Source organism: Stenotrophomonas sp. STEN046 (assembly GCF_056759755.1).
The window spans coordinates 111,422-134,477 of the sequence record NZ_JBRRDR010000002.1; the positions used below are offsets into that span (position 1 = coordinate 111,422).

General features: G+C 65.9%; 15 protein-coding genes. 2 read left to right on the plus strand and 13 right to left on the minus strand.

What is annotated here, in order from left to right; genetic code table 11:
• Positions 1-41: 41 nt before the first annotated feature.
• Together ACVOLJ_RS01870 and ACVOLJ_RS01875 are read right to left on the minus strand one after the other, a co-directional pair.
• Positions 42-557: a DUF4952 domain-containing protein gene (locus ACVOLJ_RS01870; protein ID WP_481563308.1), complete on the minus strand. Its 516-nt coding sequence runs from the start codon at positions 555-557 to the stop codon at positions 42-44.
• A gap of 50 nt (positions 558-607) precedes the next feature.
• The gene (locus ACVOLJ_RS01875; RefSeq protein ID WP_481563309.1) at positions 608-1,513 is read right to left on the minus strand and encodes a LysR substrate-binding domain-containing protein; all 906 of its coding nucleotides are present in this window, start codon (positions 1,511-1,513) and stop codon (positions 608-610) included.
• A gap of 120 nt (positions 1,514-1,633) precedes the next feature.
• Here ACVOLJ_RS01875 and ACVOLJ_RS01880 point away from each other — a divergent pair, with 120 nt between their 5' ends.
• On the plus strand, positions 1,634-2,623 hold the full coding sequence (locus ACVOLJ_RS01880; protein WP_481563310.1) for a zinc-dependent alcohol dehydrogenase family protein: 990 nt from the start codon (positions 1,634-1,636) through the stop codon (positions 2,621-2,623).
• Between the two features lie 49 nt (positions 2,624-2,672).
• Here the strand turns inward: ACVOLJ_RS01880 and ACVOLJ_RS01885 are convergent, their stop codons facing one another.
• From ACVOLJ_RS01885 to ligA, 9 genes are all read right to left on the minus strand, one after another.
• Positions 2,673-4,304 carry a peptidoglycan-binding domain-containing protein gene (locus tag ACVOLJ_RS01885; protein ID WP_481563311.1) on the minus strand — a complete coding sequence of 544 codons (1,632 nt, stop codon included), beginning with the start codon at positions 4,302-4,304 and terminating at the stop codon, positions 2,673-2,675.
• Between the two features lie 47 nt (positions 4,305-4,351).
• On the minus strand, positions 4,352-5,440 hold the full coding sequence (locus ACVOLJ_RS01890; protein ID WP_481563312.1) for a lysozyme inhibitor LprI family protein: 1,089 nt from the start codon (positions 5,438-5,440) through the stop codon (positions 4,352-4,354).
• 125 nt (positions 5,441-5,565) lie between these two features.
• On the minus strand, positions 5,566-8,091 hold the full coding sequence (locus ACVOLJ_RS01895) for a membrane-bound PQQ-dependent dehydrogenase, glucose/quinate/shikimate family (protein WP_481563313.1): 2,526 nt from the start codon (positions 8,089-8,091) through the stop codon (positions 5,566-5,568).
• 131 nt (positions 8,092-8,222) lie between these two features.
• A complete protein-coding gene (gene gyrA / locus ACVOLJ_RS01900; RefSeq protein WP_475280592.1) occupies positions 8,223-10,937 on the minus strand; it encodes a DNA gyrase subunit A in 2,715 nt (904 codons plus the stop codon).
• 256 nt (positions 10,938-11,193) lie between these two features.
• Positions 11,194-12,258 (minus strand): S-methyl-5-thioribose-1-phosphate isomerase, encoded by a 1,065-nt coding sequence (gene mtnA / locus ACVOLJ_RS01905; protein ID WP_481563314.1) that lies wholly within the window; start codon positions 12,256-12,258, stop codon positions 11,194-11,196.
• Between the two features lie 47 nt (positions 12,259-12,305).
• The gene (locus ACVOLJ_RS01910; protein WP_475280662.1) at positions 12,306-13,037 is read right to left on the minus strand and encodes a DUF3011 domain-containing protein; all 732 of its coding nucleotides are present in this window, start codon (positions 13,035-13,037) and stop codon (positions 12,306-12,308) included.
• Between the two features lie 137 nt (positions 13,038-13,174).
• Positions 13,175-14,131: an EF-P lysine aminoacylase EpmA gene (gene epmA, locus ACVOLJ_RS01915; protein WP_481563315.1), complete on the minus strand. Its 957-nt coding sequence runs from the start codon at positions 14,129-14,131 to the stop codon at positions 13,175-13,177.
• A complete protein-coding gene (locus tag ACVOLJ_RS01920) occupies positions 14,128-14,613 on the minus strand; it encodes an N-acetyltransferase family protein (protein WP_475280594.1) in 486 nt (161 codons plus the stop codon). Before ACVOLJ_RS01920 ends, epmA begins: the two co-directional genes overlap by 4 nt.
• A gap of 51 nt (positions 14,614-14,664) precedes the next feature.
• Positions 14,665-17,169, minus strand: coding sequence for an NAD-dependent DNA ligase LigA (gene ligA, locus ACVOLJ_RS01925; protein WP_481563355.1), 2,505 nt, complete (start codon positions 17,167-17,169; stop codon positions 14,665-14,667).
• 278 nt (positions 17,170-17,447) lie between these two features.
• On the opposite strand from ligA, the gene ACVOLJ_RS01930 reads away from it, so the two are divergent.
• Complete coding sequence (locus ACVOLJ_RS01930) at positions 17,448-18,572, plus strand: pyridoxal phosphate-dependent aminotransferase (RefSeq protein ID WP_481563316.1); 1,125 nt, start codon at positions 17,448-17,450, stop codon at positions 18,570-18,572.
• Between the two features lie 72 nt (positions 18,573-18,644).
• Here ACVOLJ_RS01930 and zipA read toward each other — a convergent pair whose 3' ends face one another.
• Both zipA and smc read right to left on the minus strand, forming a co-directional pair.
• Positions 18,645-19,382: a cell division protein ZipA gene (gene zipA / locus ACVOLJ_RS01935; RefSeq protein WP_481563317.1), complete on the minus strand. Its 738-nt coding sequence runs from the start codon at positions 19,380-19,382 to the stop codon at positions 18,645-18,647.
• Positions 19,383-19,428: 46 nt separating this feature from the next.
• Entirely contained in the window at positions 19,429-22,932 is a 3,504-nt protein-coding gene (smc, locus tag ACVOLJ_RS01940) for a chromosome segregation protein SMC (RefSeq protein ID WP_481563318.1), read from the minus strand.
• Positions 22,933-23,056 lie beyond the last annotated feature (124 nt).

Here is a 23,056-nt window from a genome sequence, read left to right on the forward strand (position 1 = left end):
TGGACGCATCCTAGACAAAGGAAGCCTCCGCCGCATCCACGCTAGGGACTCTGCCGCAACACCTCAACCGTGACGTTGAATGCATCGATGCGATGCCACTCATCCCGCGCATGCGGCAGCGACTCCACGCCCATCCCGATCTGGTACCTCACCGCGTCTGGACCTTCGCGCCAGTAATAGGGCGCGCCATTGCTCCAGCCACAACACACGTAGCGCAGTTCGGGCATGCCGAACACTGCATGCAGGTAGGCTTCAACTTCCGCAGCGCGCGCGCCGGTGACGCGGTAGCGAGCCTCCATCGGCTTGATGTAGGACGCGTCATCCTGGCTGCACACGATGTATTCCAGGCCCTCGGGCTTCCTGTTCATCGCCTGCAGGAAGTCCTGGCACGCGGTATCGGGGCGCGCAAGACCCTCGGCGCGCCCGTGCGCTTCCCAGTCGGTCAGCGCCTGCGCGGGCGTCTGCTGCGCAAGTGCACTGGCACTGGCACTGGACAGTACTGCTGGCGGCACCAGCAACAGGAAGAACGCAGCACGCAACGGCATCCGGGGAAACATCTCAGGGCGATCCTTCGCAGGTAGTGGCAGGAATGCTAACCGAAGCTGCGCTATCGCCGCGCCATGCTCTGTTCGTTGAACCAGGCGATGCAGAAGTCGAGGAAGCTGCGCAGCTTGGGTGTCAGCTGACGATCGCGCGGGTACAGCAGGTTGATCCAGGTCGAAACCGGCACGAACGCCGGCAGCACTTCCACCAGCTCACCACGGGCCATTGCCGCTGCCAGCATTTCGTGGGGCTGCAGAATCAATCCCAACCCACCCACGGCCGCGGTCAGCAGGGGTTCGGCCTGGTTGACCATGAAACGACTGGATACCGGCACGGTCAGCACGGTGCCGTCGGCGTCGCGGAAACTCCAGCGGGTGCGGATGATCGAATGCGCGAACCCCAGGCACTCATGACGGCTCAGATCGGATGGGTGCGCGATGGCCGGGCGCGATGCCAGGTAAGCCGGCGATGCGCACAGCACCAGCGGGTACGTCCCCAGCCGTCGCGCCACCAATCCGCTGTCGGCCAGATCGCCGGTACGGAACACCAGGTCGTAACCGTCCTCGACGATGTCCACCAGGCCGTTGGACAGGTTCAGATCAACCTGCACGTCCGGGTACTGCTGCATGTAGGACACCACCGCCGGCCCCAGCGCGTGCACGCCGAAGGTCACCGGCGCACTGATCCGCAACCGCCCCATCGGCCGTCCACGCGCGACCTCGGCCAACCGTTCGGCAGCTTCCACTTCCTCCAGGATCACCCGCGCACGCGCTAGATAGGCCTGCCCGAAATCGGTCAGGCTCTGCTTGCGCGTGGTGCGGTTGAGCAGGCGCACGCCCAGATGCTGCTCCAGTGCCTGCACATGCTTTCCGACCAGTTGCGGCGACAGGTCCAGCGCCTCGGCCGCCGCGACGAACGAGCCGATCTCGGCCACCTTGGTGAAACTGCGCAGCGGTGCGATCAGGTCCATTGCAAACGATTGTTTTCCAATGAAACCCCAGATTACCCCTTTCCGCACCCGGCAACCACGCGCACAGTAGGCACCTGTTCCCTGCCCGGCCGCGTGCCGGCCTACCCATTGGAGACCCCCATGACCCAGGTTGTTCGCATCCACGAATATGGCAGCGCCGATGTGCTGCGCATCGATGACATCGAGGTGCCCGCCCCCGCCGCCGACGAAATCCAGATCCGGGTGAAGGCGATCGGCCTGAACCGCGCCGAGGTGATGTTCCGCAATGGCGCCTATCTGCAGCAGGCGCAGTTCCCCAGTCGCCTCGGTTACGAAGCGGCCGGCGTGGTCGAAGCCGTGGGCAGCGAGGTGACCGGCTTCGCTGCCGGCGATGCGGTGAGCGTGATCCCGCCGCTGGATATCGCCCGTTGGGGCACCTATGGCGAACTGGCCAACGTGCCGGCACGGCTGGTGGTCAAGCATCCGCAGGCGCTGGGCTTCGAAACTGCCGCTGCGGTGTGGATGCAGTACGTCACCGCCTGGGGTGCGCTGCTGGAGCAGGCGCATCTGGCTGCCGGCGATTTCGTCATCATCACCGCTGCCTCCAGCAGTGTCGGCCTGGCCGCGATCCAGATCGCCAATGCGGTGGGTGCCACACCAATCGCAGTCACCCGTGGCCCGGGCAAGCGCCAGGCGCTGCTCGATGCCGGCGCCGCCCACGTCATTGCCACCCAGGAACAGGACCTGGCGGCCGAAGTGGCACGCATCACCGAAGGCGCCGGTGCCCGCGTGGTGTTCGATCCGATCGGTGGCCCGCAGTTCGTGCCGCTGACCGAGGCGATGGCCCGTGGCGGCATCCTGCTGGAGTACGGCGCACTGAGCAGCGAGCCTACCCCGTTCCCGCTGTTCAACGTGCTGGGCAAGTCGCTGACGCTGAAGGGCTACCTGTATTCGGAAATCGTCGGTGACGATGCCGCGCTGGCACGTGCCAAGGCTTTCATTGTCGATGGCCTGGACAAGGGCACGCTGGCCCCGAAGATCGCCAAGGTGTTTCCGTTCGCGCAGATCCAGGAGGCACACCGCTACCTGGAATCGAACGAGCAGATCGGCAAGGTGGTGGTGACGCTGTAACCCCTGGCGGCAGCGACGGACCCGCAGCGGGCACGTCGCTGCCGCAGGCTCAGGCCATTGAAGGCCCGCGGTTCTCATGCTGGCGGCTGTCGAGGGCGAGCTGGTGCTCGCGCTGCCGGTTGTCGGTGGCTAGATCATTCACGGTCTGCTCCATCGAGCGCGCGGGCTGCGCCGTATCCACGCTGGCGCGCTCACCTGGAATCAACCCGGCAACCCACAGGCGATCTCCGGCCATCATCACCCGGTCGACGCGCCCGGCATCGTCGATGCCATTGCGCTTGGATTCCAGCACCGCCTGCATCACGTGCTCGTCGCCGATGCTGCCAGGTACCCCCTGGCGGATGCGCTCGAACAGCCCGGCGTCCCTGGGCGACAGCGATTCCACACCACTGCGCTGCGGCGCGGGTTCCTGTGGAGCCGGACCAGCAACCGGCGGATTCGCCGCCGCCTGCTGCCGCGCCTGCACCTGCTCCGGCTGGAACTCCGCCCGCGTATAGGGCGGACGCTGCGGCGGCCAGTTCTCTGCGCGGTCGAACTCGGTGGTCGGCGCATGTTCGCGAGCGACGGCAGCATCGTTCAACTGCCGGCGCGCATCCGCGTCGATGATGCCGCCCGGGCGCAACGGCAGGCCGTAGTCCTGCTGGAAGGTGCGCATGGCCGTCTGCATGCCGGCATCAAACGTGCGCGCCTCGCGCTCGACACGTGGATTCGGTTCGGTCAGGTACCCCAACGCTTCCAGTTGGCGGCGCATCTCGAACACCGGCTCGCCCTTCTCACCGGGCCCCAGGTTGCTGTCGGCCAGCGGCCCGGTCAGGTCGGTCACCGTAAGGCGCTTGAAGTCCGGATCGACCGCCAGCGTGTCGGTGCGCATGCGCTCCAGCAATGCATCGTCGATGCGGCCATTGGCCGGACTGATGCCCCGCTCGGTCTGGAAGCGGCGCACGGCCTGCTCGGTGGAGGCGCCAAAATCACCGTCGGGCTTGATCGCGGCATTGGCGTTGTTGCGGATGTCCAGCCGCTGCAGGTACTGCTGTGCTTCCAGCACCTGCTGGTTGGCGTCGCCCCGGTGCAGGTCCATCGCCCCGGCGGGCGCCTGCAGGGTCGGCACCGGCATCTGGAAGCCTGGCTGCTGCACACGCTGGACCAGGCCGGCGACCTGGGATTCCCATCCAGTGGCCAGCGTGGCGATGGCGTCCGGATAAGGACTGCCGTTGATCAGCTCACCGCCATTGACCGAGGCCCGCGCCTGCCGGTAGTCGGCATGGTTGGCGTCGACGTTGTCGGACAGCCGCGCACCGAACATGCCATCGCGCATCCCCACCACCAGCACCTTGGTGGCGATTTCCGCCTGGGCTGCCCGTTCCGGATGCTCGACCAGCTCGCGGCCCATGCCCAGCGCCTCGCCCAGCCGCTCGTAGTTGTTGACGTGGGTAAGGTGGGCAAAGCCCCGGCCGTAATACTCCTCGCCACCGAAGTAGCGCAGATCCACCGCCTGCTTCCTGCCCCAGTCTTCCTCGGGTGCGGCGAAATCACGCGATTCGTGCTGCGCCGTGGCCAGCACATAGGCAATCTGCCGATGGTCGGTAATGCCGTTGTCGATGCAGGTACGCACGATCATCTCGACCGACTGGTCCCGGGTCAGGCCGAAGCCCACCCCACCTTTTCCATAGCCTTCGCTCATCCTTCAGCTCTCCAGTTCCGGAACGCATCCGTTCGTCAGGGGACGGCCTACTTCAGCAGATCCGATTCGGTAGGGGCTTCGCCCTTGCAGGTGTCATAGCGTCGCTGCAGCAGCGTGCGTGGCTCGGTTCCGCGCAGCTCGATGACCTTGTCCTCGCGCTCGCACGGGCTGACCTTCGCGCGCAGCACGAACCGCCCCTTGTCGATATGGTCGATGTCGCGTCCGCCGATGGCCGCTTCCAGTGCCTTGGCGCGCACATAGCGCTTGCCCTTGGCATCGAACAGGTAGAACGCATGCAGCGGAACGTTGTAGACGCCGTTGTTGTCCTGCCACACCTGCAGGTCCAGCACGCCATCGCCATTGAAATCCGAAGCGGTCAGCAGCACGGCGGCCGCCCCCAGGGCGTCGGCGCCGGCGCGGGTCAGGCGCGGCTGCACGCCCGTGACCGCCACGTTGCGCCCGCCACGGGTCACGCTCATGCTGCGCACCTGGCAGGTCGTCACGTTGTCGGTGCCACTGCAGTCGGCCACCTGGAAGACCACCTGCAGTGCAGGCGTGATCCTGCCCTCGCCGGGCCGCAGGACGATCCTGCCCTGTTTGTCGGGCGCGGCATCGACGGTATGCACAACGACCTGCGCGGCCGCCGGGGCCGCCTTGGCTTCAGCCACCAGCGCCGCCGCGCCGCCGCCCTGCAACTGGCGCGCACGCAGCAGGGTCATGTGCGTGCGGCACTGCTGTGCATCCAGCTGGGCAACGGCCGTGCCACCTTCCGGGCAACGGCTGTCGCGCTGGCGCAGCCATTGCCGCTGCAGGTCGCGCAGCACCTGCTGGCCACTGGCTGTCAGCGTGGAGCGCGCCGCGCTGTAGGCGGCGTTGAGCGCATCGTCGTGCACCTTGAATTCAGCGTCGGCACAACGACGCTGGGCGTCCAGCGCGTTACCCGCGGCCGCCATGCAGGGCGCGTGGGCGGGGCTCAGATAGCGCGCATCGCCAGCGATCAATTCGGCACCACTGGGCATCTTGCGCACGGCGGGCTGGGGTGAGGTCTGCGCGCTTGCCCACAGGCACGGGCCAAGCAGAAGCAGTCCTGCCAACAACCGGGTGGCACACCCCGGCAGGCGTTCAGAGTTCAGCATGCGTTTCCTTCCATGGGAGCTTTGGCCGGCCCCGTCATGTTCCGATGATGGATGCTGCCCGATCGCCAGCGCAACTTCAGCGACAGCGGTCATAGCCCCGTATGCCGTATTCAGGCGGGCAGCCGCTATTTCGGCAGAGCGAAGGCCATCACGTAATCGCCGTTCGGGGTTTCCATGAAATGGTGTCCGGCGGCGACGATCACCACGTACTGGCGTCCGCCCTGCTCGTACACCATCGGGTTGGCCTGCCCGCCCGCCGGCAGCTTGGCGTGCCACAGCTCCTTGCCGGTCTTCAGGTCGATGGCGCGCAGCAGGTCGTCGGTAGCGGCGGCGATGAAGATCAGGCCACTGGCGGTCACCACCGATCCACCATTGTTCGGCGTGCCGATCTCGATCGGCAGACCGGAGCGGATGCCGAAAGGTCCATTGCCGCGCGCGCTGCCGAAGGGTCGGTCCCACAGCAGCTTGCCGCTGCGCAGATCGATGGCGCGGATGCCGCCATAGGGCGGCTGCTTGCACAGCAGCCCGGTGAACGGCAGCCGCCAGCCGGCGTTGACGTCGATGCCATAGGGCGTGCCGACCTGCGGATCGCCCGCACCTTCCGCACCGCCCTTGTCCGCTCGGATCTGCTCGCGCGGCAACCAGCCCTTGCGATCGGCCTCGGCGCGCGGCACCAGCCGGTTGTAATTGGGCATGTCGTTGTAATTGGCCACGATCACCCCCCGCCGCGTGTCGATGGCCACGCTTCCCCAGTCCGAACCACCGTTGTAGCCGGGGTATTCGATGGAGTGGTGATCGCTGCTGGGCGGCGTGTAGAAACCCTCGTAGTGCGCCTTGCGGAACTGGATGCGGCACACCAGCTGGTCGATGGGGGTGATGCCCCACATGTCACGTTCGGTCAGCGCATTGTCGCGGCGCAGCGTGTGGTACAGCGAGAACAGCTGCGTAGGCGAGCGCTGCTCGGGTTCGACTCCGCCTGCAGGCACCTTGCGCTCCTCGGCCGGGGTCAGCAGCTGGCCGTTGCGACGGTCCAGGATGTAGATGTCGCCCTGCTTGGTCGGCAGCAGGATCGCCGGCACCTTGCCCGATGCCGTGGGATAGTCGATCAGGCTCGCCTGCGAACCCAGGTCGTAATCCCAGACATCCTTGCGTACGGCCTGGAAGTGCCACACCGGTTTGCCGGTGGCTACATCGATGGCCACCAGCGAGGTCGCGTACCTGTTCTGGTTTTCGGTGCGCGATCCACTCCAGTAGTCACCTGCGGAATTGCCCAGCGGCAGATAGACCAGGCCCAGCGCTTCATCAGCGGTGGCGGTGGTCCACATGTTCGGTGTGCCGCGCGTATAGGTCTGCTCGCGCGGCGGCAGGCCACTGCGCTCGGGCTGGTCCATGTCCCAGGCCCAGCGCAGTTTGCCGGTGATTGCATCGTAGGCCTGGATGACACCTGACGGTGCATCGCGGCGCTGCCCATCCAGCACCTGGTGGCCGGTGACGATGACACCCCGCACGATCGCCGGCGGCGAAGTGATCGATACATAACCCGGTGGCACCTCGCCCATGCCCAGGGTGATGTCGACCTGGCCGTTGTTGCCGAAGTTGGCGCACGGATGGCCGCTGTCCGCATCCACCGCGATGATGCGGCCGTCCAGCGTGCCTTCAATGATGCGTGCACTGCAGGCTGCTCGACTGCCCGGCACGGAACTGCGGCTGGCGATCGTCGGCGGCGGGGCGGGCAGTGCAAGGTCGGCGGCCACGTCGGCCAGCGCGGCATCGGCGTAGGTCGGTGCACTCGGTTGTTCGTAGTAGGACACGCCCCTGCAGGCGGCCGTGTACGGGATTGCCGCGTCCTTGACCTTCGGGTCGAAGCGCCACAGTTCCTTGCCTGTCGCAGCGTCCAGGGCGAGCAGCCGGTTGCGCGCGGTGCACAGGTACAGGCGATCTCCGATTTTCAGCGGTGTGGTTTCCGCGCCCCAGCGCTTCTTCGGCAGATCGCCGGTGCGGAACTGCCATGCCAACTGCAGGTTGCCGACGTTGGCCGGGGTGATCTGCTGCAGCGGCGAGAACCGGGTGGCCGCGTTGCTGCGGCCCCAGGCCGGCCAGTCACCTTCGGCAGGCTGGTCGGCAGGCTGCAGGCCGGTGGTGTCGCGGGTGGGAGCGAGCCCGGCACTGGCCGCCGCTTCCGGAAATGGCTGATGCCCGTCGACGGCACCGTGCGGCGCGAAGGCCAGCCCGAAGGCGACGACAAACACCAGCATCAACACACCGGCCACGCTGCGCGAAAGGCGCCGTGGAACCGGTACGTGCAGCGTTGGCCCCAACAGCGCCAGCACGATGCCCAGGGCTGTGACCAGGCCCAGCCGCGGCACCCAGCGCCAGTAATCGCTGCCCGACTCCCACCAGGTCCAAAGCAGCGTGCCGATGAACACCAGCGCATACAGGAGCGCAGCGCTGCGGCGATTGCCCCACAGCAACAGGCCGGTTACCAGCAGGCCCAGGCCGGCGATGGCGTAGTACCAGGAGCCGCCCAGGCTGAGCAGCCACGCGCCGAGCCCGCCGATGACCAGACCGAGCACGATCAGCAGCAGCGACAGGACGGTGGCGAGAGGATGGCGGGATCTGGGCGCGGAAGCAGACTGCGGCGTGGCGGACATCGTCGATCTCCGGGGGCAGCATGCGCCGTTATCCCACCGCCGATGTGAAGCGCGCGCGTATGTGCAGGCATCGGATACGACGACGCCGGCACAAGGCCGGCGTCGTCGGGTACCTCAAGCGCGCGGCAGGATCACTCCTGCGCGGCGTCCTCGCTGCTGGCAGCAGCCGGGGCGCCGTCGGTCGCGGCCGGGGCGGCGACAGCCACCTCGTCCTCGTCCTCGTCGATCGAGGCATCCATGCGCTCCACGGCCTGCAGCTTCTCGTCCTTGGACAGACGGATCAGGGTCACGCCCTGGGTGTTGCGGCCGACACGGCTGATTTCCGAGCCACGCGTACGCACCAGGGTGCCGCCATCGGAGATCAGCAGCACTTCGTCATCCGAACCCATCAGCACCGCGGCGACCAGCTTGCCGTTGCGCTCGGTGGTCTGGATGCCGATCACGCCCTGCGTGCCGCGGCCCTTGCGCGGGTAGTCCGGCAGCGGGGTGCGCTTGCCGTAGCCGTTCTCGGTGGCGGTGAGGATGTACTGCAGATTGGCGTCGTCGGCACCTTCGATCACTGCATCGCCACTGGCGACCGCTTCCTCGACACCGTTGTCGTCCTCGCTCTCGTCCTCGATGCCACCGGCACTTTCGGCCACGATCAGGCTGACCACTTCTTCGCCGGTCGGCATCTTGATGCCGCGCACGCCGGTAGCGGTACGGCCCATCGAACGGACCTTGTCTTCACCGAAGCGTACGGTCTTGCCGTTGGAGGCGAACAGCAGGATGTCGCGCTCGCCATCGGTCAGGCCGACGCCGACCAGGGCATCGCCCTCGTCGAGGTTGATCGCGATCTTGCCGCGGGCCAGACGGAAGGCGAACTCGCCCAGCGGGGTCTTCTTGACCGTGCCGTTCTTGGTGGCGAAGAACACGAACTGGCCATCGGCGTACTCACGCACCGGCAGTACGGCCTGCACGCGCTCGCCCGGTTCCAGCGGAATCCAGTTGATGATCGGACGGCCGCGGGCGTTGGAACCGGCTTCGGGCAGCTGGTACACCGGCAGCCAGAACACCTTGCCCGAACTGGTGAAGGTCAGCAGCGTGTCGTGCGTGTTGACCAGCCACAGCTGTTCGATGAAATCCTCTTCCTTGGTGGACGCTGCACTGCGGCCACGGCCACCGCGGCGCTGCGCGCGGTACACGCTCACCGGCTGGCGCTTCACGTAGCCGGCGTGGGAGACGGTGACCACCACGTCTTCCGGGGCGATCAGGTCGAGGATGTCCAGGTCTTCTTCGCTGTGGCGGATTTCGGTACGACGCTCGTCGCCGAACTCGGCCTTGACGCTGATCAGCTCTTCGCGGATCACCTGCAGCAGGCGGTCGGGATCTTCCAGGATGTGGATCAGCCCGGCGATCACTTCCAGCAGCTGCTTGTATTCCTCGGTCAGGCGATCCTGCTCCAGCCCGGTCAGGCGGTGCAGGCGCATTTCCAGGATCTGGGTGGCCTGGATCTCGGTCAGCTGGTAGCCGCCTTCGATCAGGCCCACGCCCTTGGGCAGGTCGTCCGGACGCGACGCCTCGGCACCGGCGGCGCCCAGCATCGACCCGACCAGGCCCGGCTCCCACAGGCGTGCAAGCATGCGTTCGCGTGCTTCACCGGGGTTGGGCGAGGTCTTGATCAGCTCGATCATCTCGTCGATGTTGGCCAGCGCGACGGTCAGGCCTTCCAGCACGTGGGCACGGGCGCGCGCCTTGCGCAGCTCGAACACGGTGCGGCGGGTGACCACTTCGCGACGGTGGCGGACGAACGCCTCCAGCATCTGCTTGAGGTTCATCAACTGCGGGCGGCCATCGACCAGCGCCACCATGTTGATGCCGAACACCGATTCCATCTGGGTCTGCTGGTAGAGGTTGTTGAGCACAACCTCGGCCGACTCGCCGCGCTTGATTTCGATGTAGATGCGCATGCCGTCCTTGTCGGACTCATCGCGCAGCTCGCTGATGCCTTCGATCTTCTTTTCCTTCACCAGCTCGGCGATCTTCTCGATCAGACGCGCCTTGTTCACCTGGTAAGGAATTTCAGTGACGATGATCGACTCGCGGCCGTTGTCGGCCACTTCGACGTCCGCCTTGGCACGGATGCGCACGCGGCCGCGGCCGGTGCGGTAGCCGGCGATGATGCCAGCGGTGCCGTTGATGATGCCTGCGGTCGGGAAATCCGGGCCCGGGATGTACTCCATCAGGCCGTCGATGTCGATTTCCGGATTGTCGATCAGCGCGATGCAGGCATTGATCGATTCGGTCAGGTTGTGCGGCGGGATGTTGGTCGCCATGCCCACCGCGATGCCGGCCGAACCATTGACCAGCAGGTTCGGGAACCGGGTCGGCATGACCGTCGGCTCCAGTTCCTTTTCATCGTAGTTGGGCTGGAAATCGACGGTTTCCTTGTCGATGTCCGCCATCAGCTCATGCGCGAGCCGCGACATGCGCGCCTCGGTGTATCGCATCGCCGCAGCGGAGTCGCCGTCGACCGAACCGAAGTTACCCTGGCCATCGACCAGCATGTAACGCAGCGAGAACGGCTGTGCCAGTCGCACCAGCGTGTCGTACACCGACTGATCGCCATGCGGGTGGTACTTACCGATGACGTCACCGACGATACGTGCCGACTTGAAATAGGGCTTGTTGCTGTGCGCGTTGAGTTCATTCATCGCAAACAGCACACGACGATGCACCGGCTTGAGGCCATCGCGCGCATCTGGCAGCGCGCGGCCCACGATCACGCTCATGGCGTAATCGAGGTAGCTCTTGCGCATCTCGTCTTCCAGGTTGACCTGGATGATTTCCTTGGCGGTTTCTGCCATTCGGGTTCCGTTGTCTGGTAGCGGTCCAGTCCGGCGCATCCGCCACAGGCGGTCGCACCGGAACCTCGATTCAACCGCTGGATTCTACCACAACGGGGCGTTTCCCGCCGCTGTTTACCGGGATTTTACCGGCACAAATCAGGAACTTAGGGGGTTCAGCAGCCCTTGCCGCGCCGAGCCCATGCCCGGGTGCGGTGGAATGGCCCGCTGAGCCGAGCATGGGCTCGGCTCCACAGGCATCGGCGACCGGCCCGGCTCAGCCGCCGAAGGCAGCGCGCATGTTCCCGGCGGTGGGGTTCAGGATCACCCCGCGCTCGGTCACGATGGCGTCGATCAGCTCACCGGGAGTCACATCGAACACCGGGTTCCAGGCGGCGATGCCCTCGGCCACGGTGCGCGTGCCGCCCACCCCGTACAGCTCGCCGGGGTCGCGCTGCTCGATCTCGATCTGGCTGCCATCCACGGTATCCATGTCCACCGTCGAGGACGGTGCCACGACCATGAACTTCACCCCGTGGTGGCGGGCGGCGATGGCCAGCTGGTAGGTGCCGATCTTGTTGGCGGTATCGCCGTTGGCACAGATGCGGTCGGCACCGACGATCACCCACTGCACCGCGCCGGTCTTCATCAGGTGCGAAGCGGCCGAGTCGGCGATCAGGGTTGCATCGATACCGTCCTGCTGCAGTTCCCAGACGGTCAGGCGTGCGCCCTGCAGCCACGGCCGGGTTTCGCCGGCAAACACGCGCGCGATGCGGTCCTGGGCCATGCCGGCGCGGATCACGCCCAGCGCGGTGCCGAAGCCCGCGGTGGCCAGCGAACCGGTGTTGCAGTGGGTCAGCACGCCGCTGCCGGCCTCGATCAGGCCTGCACCCAGCGCGCCCATATGGCGGTTGGCGGCCAGGTCTTCCTCGGCGATGGCCTGTGCCTCCGCCTCCAGCAGCGCCTTCCAGTCGGCGCCTGCCGCGCTCAGGCAACGGCGCATGCGCGCCAGCGCCCAGGCCAGATTGACAGCGGTCGGGCGCGAGGCGTTCAGGCGCTGCAGGGCCGGTTCCAGCTGCTGCAGCGCATGCGCACCATCGGCAGCCTGCACCGTGCGCGCGGCCAGCACCACACCCCAGGCGGCGGCAATGCCGATGGCCGGCGCACCGCGCACGGTCAGGGCATGGATGGCGGCGGCAACCTCATCACTGTCATGGCAGGCCACATGCTCAACCACGAACGGCAGCTTGCGCTGGTCCAGCAGCTGCAGGGCATCACCGGTCCACAGGATCGGGCGGATGTGGTCGTAACGGGCGTAGTCGAGGTCGGTGGCAGTGTTCATGGCCCCATTGTAGGGCCAGGCCCTGCGTGGTTGGAGCCTGCGGGCGCTCAATTCACCGAGAATTCGGCGCGGCAGCCGCCATCGACCCAGACGCCATTGCGGTTCCAGCCCCAGGTGCTGCCCTCTTCGCACGGCGTGCCGGAAATCTGCCTGGAAACGGTGGCGCTGGTGGAGATGCTGGCCCCGCAGAAGCGGCGCTTCCTGGATTTGGATTCGCAGGTCAGGCGGCGCGGCATATCCACGAAACGCCCCTGCTCGTCGGCCACTTCGAAATCGCCCTGGCAGCCGCGCGTGGTCCACACTTCGTTGCGCTTGTAGCCCCAACCCTGGCCTTCGCGGCATGGCAGCACAGAAAGCTGCCGCAGCAACCGCACCGGTGCACCGTCCAGGCGTACCGGGCAACTCTGCGGGCGGCCATTGGATTCGCAACGCACCACCCGTCGCACCATCCGCTTGCGGCCATCGCCAGTGGACGCGGCCACGCCTTCGGCGGCGCGCGCACGGAACTCGGCGCGGCAACCCAGGGTGACCCATACACCACTACGATCGGTGCCCCACTCGCTGCCGCGTATGCAGCTGTTGCTGGACAACTGGCGGATCAGGTCGACGCCATTGCTGACATCGATATCGCAATGCACCCAGCCCATGTCGCGCGATTCGCAGGTCACCACCTGGCCGTCGTAGCCGGGCGATTGCGCAGATGCCGTCGACGGAAGCAGGCCACCCCATATCGCCATGGAGTACATCGGTGCCGCTACGACTGCGAACCACTTGACCAAAACCTTCCCCATGAACAGATGAACCACGTCGAAAGTGTGCGGTATCGACTGTGATAAGAGCATCATCGCGCTTAGTGAATCAAGCGTGCAAAAGGCCGTTTCCGTTCAGCCTGCGACGTTCATGGTGAGTTGGCCGGTCACGCGTGGGCAAAATCGAATGCAAGCACGTCGGCGATGCGCGCCGTCCGCTGCATCGCCATCAGCAGCCGATCCATGCCAACGGCGACACCGGCACAGGCAGGCATCGCCGGCAACGCCTCCAGCAGGGCTTCATCCATTGCCGGCTGCACCTGGCCGCGTGCGTGCCGGCGCTGCAGATCGTGCTGGAAGCGCGCGCGCTGCTCAGCCGCATCGTTCAGTTCGTGATAGCCGTTGGCCAGTTCCACCGGCCCCAGGTACAACTCGAAACGTTCGGCCAGCGGCGGCGTGCCGGGGCGGATGCGCGCCAGCGCGGCCTGGCTGGCTGGCCAATCGTGGACCACGGTCATGACCGCGTCATCGAAGTGTGGTTGGATGCGATGGGTCATCAGCAGATCGAGCCAATCGTCGCGGGTCAGCCCGACCGGATCGATGTGCACCTCGCCCAGCGCAGCGCGCAGTTCTGCCTCGCTGGCAGCGAACGGGTCCACGCCTGCGTGCTGCTGGAACAACTCGCGGTAGCTCACCACGCGCAGCGTCGCGCTGCGATCCACCAGCGCCAGCGCCTGCTGCACCAGCTCGGCGGTTTCCTGCAACAGCCGATGGTGATCCCAGCCCAGTCGATACCACTCCAGCATGGTGAATTCGGGATTGTGGCGGCCGCCAGCTTCGCCGTTGCGGAAGACCCGGCCGAGCTCGTAGCAATCACCGATACCCGCAGCGAGCAGGCGCTTGAGCGGAAACTCCGGCGAGGTACGCAGCCAGCGGCGGCGGCCACCGGCATCCACATGGCCGCTGAAATCGGTGTGGAAGCTGTCGATGTTCGGCTCGGTATTGCCGGCCACCGACAGGATCGGCGTTTCCACCTCCAGCACGCCGCGCTCGGCGAAGAAGCGCCGCGCCAGCGCATTGAGCGCGGCCCGCTGTTGCAGGTTGCGCAGCAGCGCCGCGCTCACAGGATGCCCTCCGGACGCGGGTGATCCAGCGGCAGGGTCAGCAGGTCACGGGTGTCATCGATGTAACCACTGGCAAGATACAGGCGGCGGGCCAGTTCGTTGTGGTGGTTGACCTCCAGCCGCAGGCGGCTGACGCCACGCCCGCGTGCCCGCTGCTCGCAGATGGCCAGCGCGCGCTTGCCACGGCCGCGACCGCGCGCGCGATGGCTGAGGTAGAGCTCGTCCAGCAGCATGAAATGACCGCCCTGCTCCAGGCTGAAGCCCATCGCGATGACCGCGTAGCCCACCACATCACCTGCTTCATCCAGCCACAGCAGCACCTCGCCGTTGCGCGGATCGGCAAGCAGCGCATCGACGCCACGACGCACGCGTGCATCGTCGAACGCGATCTTGTCTTCGGCGTAGAAATCGCGCATCAGTGCGATCAGCAGTTCCTCGTCGGCACGGGTGGCCAGGCGGAAATCCAGCGGGGCGGTCTGCATCGGGGTTCCTTTGCGGTTGCATGCCAGGCGCCTGCGCGCCTGGCCTGTTCATCATTCGTGTTCGGCGAGGTAGGCCAGCAGGCGCTCTTCGTCCCATACCGGCACGCCCAGCGACTGCGCCTTGTCCAGCTTGGAACCGGCCTCGGTGCCGGCGACCACGAAACTGGTCTTCTTCGATACGCTGCCGGACACCTTGGCGCCCAGTGCCTCCAGGCGTTCCTTGGCGGCATCGCGATTGAGCTGGGCCAACGTGCCCGTCAGCACCACGGTCTGCCCATCCAGTGGACCGGCCACCACCTCGGCCAGCGCCGGTGCAGCGGCGAGGATGTGCTTCATCTCCGCTTCGGCGGCCAGCAGCATCGCGCCATGGCCCTCAGTGTCCAGCCATGCCGCAACGCCCCGCGCGGTGTCATCGGGCAGGCCGGCGTTGACGAACTGGCCATGCTCGGCATCCAGCACCGACTGCGCACTGGGCAGTGCCGCCACCAGCTTCTCCGCACGCAGGCGGGTGATCCCCGGAATCTCCGCCTCGACCAGCAGCTGGGCAAGATCCAGGCCATCACGCAGTTTGGCGCTCGGCGGATGCACGTCACTGATGCGCACCTGGCCGACCTGCAACAGATCATCGATGGCCTGCTGGTTGCCCTGCTGCTCGAAGAAATGACCGAGCGAGCGGGCTACTTCGCCGCCGATGTCCGGTACGCGCTTGAACAGCGGCCACGGCAGGCGCCGGATCAGTTCCAGATCGCCAAACCACTGCGCCAGCGCCTTGGCCGTGCTTTCACCCACATGCTCGATGCCCAGTGCGAACAGCAGGCGCTCCAGGCTGGCATCGCGGCTGGCATCGATTGCCGCAATCAGGTTGTCGGCCCATTTGGTTGCAATCTTCCTGGTATTCCATTCGAAGGCGGCCGGCTGTGCCAGCGCCTGCGCACGCCAGCCCGGATCGTTGCCATCCAGTTTCAGCACCGCGTTGAGCACCGCACCGCTGCCTTCGGCCGGCAGGTGCAGCTTCAGGCTTGCAGCCAGTGCCGAAGGATCCTCGGCGTCCAGTACCAGTTTCAGCTGCAGCAGCTGGTCGCGGGTAAGCCGATACAGGTCGGCCACGCTCTTGACGATGCCTGCATCGACCAGGGTTTCGATGTATTTATCGCCCAGGCCGTCGATGTCCATTGCGCGACGCGAGGCGAAGTGCGCGATGGCTTCCTTGCGTTGCGCCGGGCAGGACAGTTCGCCCGAACAACGCCACGCAGCTGCCCCCTCCTCGCGCACGATCTCCGAGCCACACACCGGGCAGCGCGTCGGCATCTGCCACGGCGTAGTGCCCTGCGGGCGGCGGTCGAGGATGACGCTCACCACTTCCGGAATGACATCGCCCGCACGGCGCACGATCACGCTGTCGCCGACGCGCGCATCCAGCCGCGCGATCTGGTCGGCGTTGTGCAGGGTCGCGTTGGAGACGATCACGCCCGCCACCGCAACCGGCGCCAGGCGCGCCACCGGGGTGGCGGCGCCGGTGCGGCCGATCTGGATTTCGATGGCTTCCAGCGTGGTGCTCTGTTCCTGCGCAGGGAACTTGTGCGCGATGGCCCAGCGCGGGGCGCGCGCTACGAAGCCCATCTGCCGCTGTCCAGCTCTGTCGTTTAGCTTGTAGACAACTCCATCAATATCGAATGGAAGGTCTTCTCGGAGCGAACCCATTGATTCGTAGTAGGTGAGTAGTCCCTCCAGACCAATCGCGGTACCGACATGCTCGTTTACGGGAAATCCCCAAGCCGCCAAGGCCTTCAACATGTCTGAGTGCGAAAGCTCATGCCAGTCCTCGCTTTCACGGAAAAGATCCTTGGCAAACTCCACATCTCCTACACCATACGTGAAGAAAGAAAGTGGGCGACCGGCTGTAACTTTAGGATCGAGTTGACGGAGCGATCCTGCTGCGCCATTGCGCGGATTTGCCAGTGGCTTTCGCCTTTCGCGCAGAGCCCTTTCATTGAAATCGTTGAAGCCCTTGTGAGTCATATAGACCTCTCCTCGAACTTCAATTCTCAAAGGAAAATTGATGGAGGCAATTTTCTTCGGCACGTCTGCAATCGTTCGAACGTTCTCGGTTACGTCTTCGCCGACTCGGCCATCACCACGAGTGACGGCGCGATTCAACTCACCGTTGACATAGACCAGACTGATAGCCAACCCATCAAACTTCGGCTCAACTGAAAACTCCAACCGAGACCGCTTCGTCACACCCTCGATGCGCTTTACAAACGTCCGCACTTCTGACTCGTCAAAAGCGTTGGACAGAGAGAGCATCGGGGTACTGTGTGCAACCTTTCGGAAAGAGGCGAATGCCTCCCCGCCAACCTTTGCAGTTGGAGAATTTGACACCACTAGCTCTGGATGCGTTGCCTCCAGCAGTTCGAGCTCACGCACAAACTTGTCATACTCAACATCAGGAATGATCGGCGCATCCTGATCATGGTAAGCATGATTAGCTTGATCGATAATGCGACGAAGCGCTCGTGCTCGCGCCTCTGGCGAGACGGCGCGACCTTGGGCTATTTCTGGATGACGTCGCTCAAGTTGCTCTAGCTGTCGAACCAGCCTTCCGTATTCGGCATCAGACATGCTTGGAGCATCTAGAACAGAGTATTCGTACTGTGCCTGCGCAATCATTTGGCGCAATTCGGCCGCACGCTCGGCGGGACTGTTGTTCATGTTCCAAGGGCTGCTAGTTGAGGCAATTGTGGAATTCTACAGCTGCCAATGTGAGCCGGAAGCCCTTGCCGCCCGCACCCGGCGGCGCTAGCGTGCGGCGGTCGCCCTGCGGAATTCCACCTGTGACCCTGCCCGCCTCCCGCCGTCACTTCCTGCAGCTGGCCGGCGCCGGCCTTGCCGTTGCCGGTAGCGGCCTGCCCCGCCTTGGCCATGCGCAGCCTGCGTCTGCAGCGGCACCGGCCGCCTCCAACGGCGCGGTGCTGCTGAACTTCAACGAATGCCCGTATGGCCCCTCCCCGGCCGCCCAGCAGGCGGCGCGGGACAGCATCGCCAGCTGCGGCCGCTACCGCTTCGCGCTGGCCGGCGAGGTGCGCGATGCCTTCATCGCCCAGGCCGGCATTCCGGCCGACCATGTGCGCCTCTACCCCGGCTCCAGCGAACCCTTGAACCGTGCGGCAACCCTGTGGACCGGCCCGCAGGCCGGCCTGGTGGTGGCCGACCCGACCTTCGAGACACTGGGTGAGATGGCGGCCGCGCGCGGCGCGCACGTGCAGAAGGTGCCACTGCGCAGCGATGGCGCACACGACCTGCGCGCCATGGTGGCGGCCGCACATGCACGCCCAGTCGGGCTGCTGTACGTGTGCAATCCCAACAACCCCACCGGCTCGATCAGTTCTGCCAGCGAGCTGGACTGGCTGCTGGCCAACAAGCCCGCCAGCACCCGCGTGCTGCTGGACGAGGCCTATCTGCAGTACAGCGAACAGCCCAGCCAGATTGCACAGGTGACCCGGCGCGACGACCTTATCGTGCTGCGCACGTTCTCCAAGCTGTACGGCATGGCCGGCCTGCGTCTGGGTGTGGCGGCGGCACACCCCGACCGGCTGCGCGAACTGGCCAGCCTGGGCGAGAACCCGCTGCCGGTTCCGGCGCTGGCAGCAGCGCTGGCCAGCCTGCGCGACCCCCAACTGATCCCGCAGCGCCGGCTGCAGAATGCCAAGGCCCGGCAGGCCACGATTGCCTGGCTGGGCAAGCGCGGGTTCGACTGCCTGCCGTCGGAAGCGAATTGTTTTGTAGTGGATGTCCAGCGCGACGGCGCCGCATTCGCCAAGGCCATGGCGGACAACGGCGTGGTGATCGGGCGCAGCTGGCCCATCTGGCCGCAGCGGGTGCGCGTTACGGTGGGTACCGAAGAAGAGATGACCGCCTTCCGCAGCGCGTTCGCGAAGGTGGCTGGCGTACCGGTGTAGACCGCATCCACGCATGGCGTGGATCTACTGTTGTGGGTGCCGACCGTTGGTCGGCACACCGAAAAAATGACTTTACCAGCGCGGGGTCTTGGTCAGCGGCGGCGCCTGGTGCTGGCGATCATAGGCGCGCAGCTCATCGCGGATATGCGCGATGCGCTGGCGACCCAGCGCGTTGCGGCTGTCATCAAGCACCACGCCGTCCAGCAGCTCGGCCATGCGTTGCACGGTCGGCAGCATTTTTTCCCAGGCATCGAGCGCGGTCAGCGGCGCTGGAAGGGTCAGGAAGAAGGCGATGGCCGGCGTTTCCATGGCGCGGATGTTGGCCATGTCGAAGCTGCCCGGCTTCATGATGCTGGCCATCGAGAAGATCGGCCCGCGCTCGGGATGCCCTTCCACCAGGCGGTGGAAAACGTTCATGTGGCCAAACACCAGGCCGGTCTTCTCGGCCGCCACGACGATGTCTTCGCCGCGCAGCTGCTCGCCGGCACGGGCGGCCACGAACAGCGAAACGATCTTGTCGAAATCCTGCGTCGCGCGCTTGCCCAGATCGCTGGCTGCGCCATCAAGGTCGGTCAGGCCCAGTTCGGCCTGCTCGCCTTCGTCGCCCATGCCAGGCTCCTGGCGGCCATCAGCCAGCGGCACGCCGTCCTCGCCCAGTACCGGTTCGCGGCGTTCGCCGCTGGTCGGTTCGGCGCTGTCCAGACGACGCCCCTGGGGCTTCTTTTTCGGACGGCCAAACAGGAAGATCGCAGCGACCAACAGCAGGCCGGCGGCCAGGATGCCGATGCGCAACAGTGCCGTGTCGGACATTCGTTAGGTTCTCCGGCTAGTTCATTCAGGTAACTAGGATGGCACGTCAGGCCGCGCCCGCCAATCGCGCGGCTTCTTCCAGGTCCACGCTGACCAGGCGGCTGACGCCCGGCTCGCGCATGGTCACGCCCGAGAGCTGGTGTGCGGCCTCCATCGTCGCCTTGTTGTGGCTGACGAACAGGAACTGCACCTTCTCGCTCATTTCCTTGACCATGTTGGCCAGACGGCCGACGTTGGCTTCGTCCAGCGGCGCGTCCACCTCGTCCAGCAGGCAGAACGGCGCGGGGTTGAGCTGGAAGATGGCAAACACCAGGGCTACGGCAGTCATTGCCTTCTCGCCGCCGGACAGCAGCGAGATGCTCGACACGCGCTTGCCCGGCGGGCGCGCCATGATGGTCACGCCGGTATCGAGAAGGTCTTCACCGGTCAGTTCCAGGTAAGCGTGGCCACCGCCGAACAGGCGCGGATACAGCGCCTGTACGCCGGCGTTGACGCGGTCGAAGGTGTCCTTGAAACGGCCACGGGTTTCGCGGTCGATCTTGCGGATCGCATCTTCCAGGGTTTCCAGCGCGGTGGTCAGGTCCACATGCTGCGCGTCCAGGTATTCCGAGCGCTGCGACGCCTCGCCATACTCATGGATCGCGGCCAGGTTGACTGGCTCCAGCCGGCGCATGCGGCCGTCGATCTGGTGCACGGCCTGCTCCCAGTCGCCAAGGCGCGCCTCGTCGGGCAATGCGTTGATGACATCCTGCAGCACGAACCCGGCCTTCTCCACCGCGCCCTGCAGGGTCTCGGCGCTGAGCACCAGCGCCTGCTGGTCCAGCTTGCGCTGCGATATCCGCTCGCGCTGCGCCAGGGCCTGCTCGTCGCGCTGGTGCCGGGTCTGTTCGAAATTGCGCAGCTCAGCATCGATGCCGTCCAGCAGCGTACGCGCCTCGGTCAGCACGCGATCAGCGCGCACGCGCTCTTCCAATGCGTTCTGGTGCTCGGCCTGCAGCGATTCGACCGGTGTGTCGCCCTCATCCAGCTGCAGATGCAGTTCGCCCAGGCGCGAATCCAGCTGGCCACGCTGGGTGCTCATGCGCTCCAGCGCCTGGCTCAACGACGCCACCTGGGCGCGCTGTGATTCCAGGGTCAGGGCAAGCGAATGCGAACGCTCACGCACCGCGCGGGCGGCATCACGGGCCAGGTCGCGCGCCTCGGTCAACTGCCGGCGCTCGCCTTCCAGCCCCTGCCGGTTCGACTCCAGGTCGCCCATGCTGTTGACCGCATTCTCCAGCCGCGAACGGGCTTCACGCGCCTGCTCACGGTTGATCTCCAGGGTCTCCAGCAGCTGGCCGAGCTCACCCTCGATGCGGTCGATGCGCGTACGCGCCGCTTCGACCTTGCCCTGCTGCCCCTGCAGTTGGCCGGCCAGTTCGGACACCGCGCGGTGGGCCAGGTACAGCGACCGCTGCGCATCCTCGCGCTGCTGTTCGGCGGCCAGCAGCTGCTCACGGAAATCGGCCAGCTGTTCTTCCAGCTCCGCTTCGCGCGACTGCAGCTGCTCGATCTGTTCGCGCAGTTCGTTGATTTCGCGTTCGCGCAGCAGCGCGCCCTGCTTGGCGGCGCCGGAGCGCGACACGCGCACCCAGCCCTCGCCCAGACGCTCCCCCCCCTGGGTGATGATCGAATCGCCTTCGGGCAGGCTGGCCTGCAGCGCCCTGGCTTCAGCCAGATCACGCGCACCGTGCAGGCGCGCAAGCAGGCGGCGGACCGGCGCAGGGCCACGCACACGTGCAGCCAGCGACGTCGCTGCGACCTTCAGGTCCGCGCCATCGTTGGCCACCAGTGCGATGCGGCCATCGCCCAGTTCACCCAATGCATCGACCAGGCTGGCCGGGTCGTCGACCAGCACACCTTCGATCAACTGGCCGAGCGCGCTTTCCACGGCGTTTTCCCAGCCAGCGTCGACATCGAGGCGCTCGCCGACGCGGGCGGCCGAATCCAGCCCATGCGATTTCAGCCATGCCACGGCCGCACCCTGCTCCTGGCCCAGTGCGGCCTGCTGCAGGGTTTCCAGCGAAGACAGCCGCCCGCGCAGGCCGTTGACCTGCTTGCGCAGTTCGGCAAGCTCGTTCTGGCTGCTGCGCTGCTGCTCCTGCACGGCGACAACGCCGTGCTTGCGCTCATCGACCTGGCCGGTCAGTTCATCCAACGCGGTCTTCTGGGTTTCGTGCTGCAGGTACAGCTGCTCGAACGCCTCATCCAATGCATCCACATCCAGCCCTGCGCGCTCGGCGGCCAGCGCTTCGCGGCGGCGATCGGCATCCAGGATCTGCTTGTCCAGGTAGTCCACGCGGGTACGCTCGACTTCACCGGCACGCGAGGCTTCCGAGCTCTGCGAGGTGTGCTGTTCCCACCGCTGCTGCCAATCGGACAGCCGGGTCTCGGCCTCGCGCAGGCCCTCCTGCTTGATCTCGTCTTCTTCCTGCAGTTCTTCCAGCTGCGGCGTGGCCGCATCGACCGCTTCACGCAGCACCATCAGCTTGGCTTCGTCGCCGCTGATGTGCTGGCCAAGCTCGGCCAGTGCCTGCCGGGTTTCATCACGCGCCTTGTGCAGGCGCTGCGACAATTCACGCTGGTGCTGGATCTGCTGTTCCAGGCGGGCCAGTGTGCTGCCCACCTGGTAGACCTCGGCCTGCGCGGCGTTCAGCGCATCGGCCGATTCTTCGCGGCGCACGCGCGAGGTTTCAATACGGGCCTCGGCATCGCGCTGGTCGGCGATCAGCTGCTGCAGGCGGGTTTCTTCCTGCGACAGGCCTTCGCGCAGTTTGGACAGACGGCCATCGAGGCCGCGGTATTCCAATGCCTTCCACTCGGCATCCTTGACCCGGCGCTCTTCCTGCAGCGCCTGGTACTGCTCGGCCTGGCGCGCCTGGCGCTTGAGGTGCTCGAGCTGCTTGGTGATCTCCTCGCGCAGGTCGCCCAGACGGTCCAGGTTCTCGCGGGTGTGGCGGATGCGGGTCTCGGTTTCCTTGCGGCGCTCCTTGTACTTGGAGATGCCGGCGGCTTCTTCCAGGTACACGCGCAGGTCTTCCGGACGCGCCTCGATGATCTGGCTGATCATGCCCTGCTCGATGATCGAGTAGCTGCGCGGGCCCAGCCCGGTGCCGAGGAACAGGTCGGTGATGTCGCGCCGACGGCACTTGGTGCCGTTGAGGTAATAGTTGCTGCTGCCGTCGCGGCTGACGGTGCGCTTGACCGAGATTTCGTTGAACGAGGCGTATTCGCCGGAAATCGTGTGATCGGAATTGTCGAAGATCAGCTCGACGGTGGCCTGCGAGACGGGCTTGCGGGCGTTTGACCCGGAGAAGATCACGTCGGTCAACGAATCGCCACGCAGACGGCTGGCCGAGCTTTCACCCATGACCCAACGCACGGCATCGATGATGTTCGACTTGCCACAGCCGTTGGGCCCCACCACGCCGGTCATGTTGGTCGGCAGGTGCAGGGTGGTCGGATCGACGAACGACTTGAAGCCGGACAGCTTGATCGTGGAAAGACGCATAGGGTTTCCGGACTGGGGCCAGCGAGGGCCGGCTTACCCGCCAAGTGGTTGATTCCAATGGAATCAGCGACTTCGGAGCGGGCATGACGTCCTGAGTATACCGATGTGGCCGTGTTCTACGAAT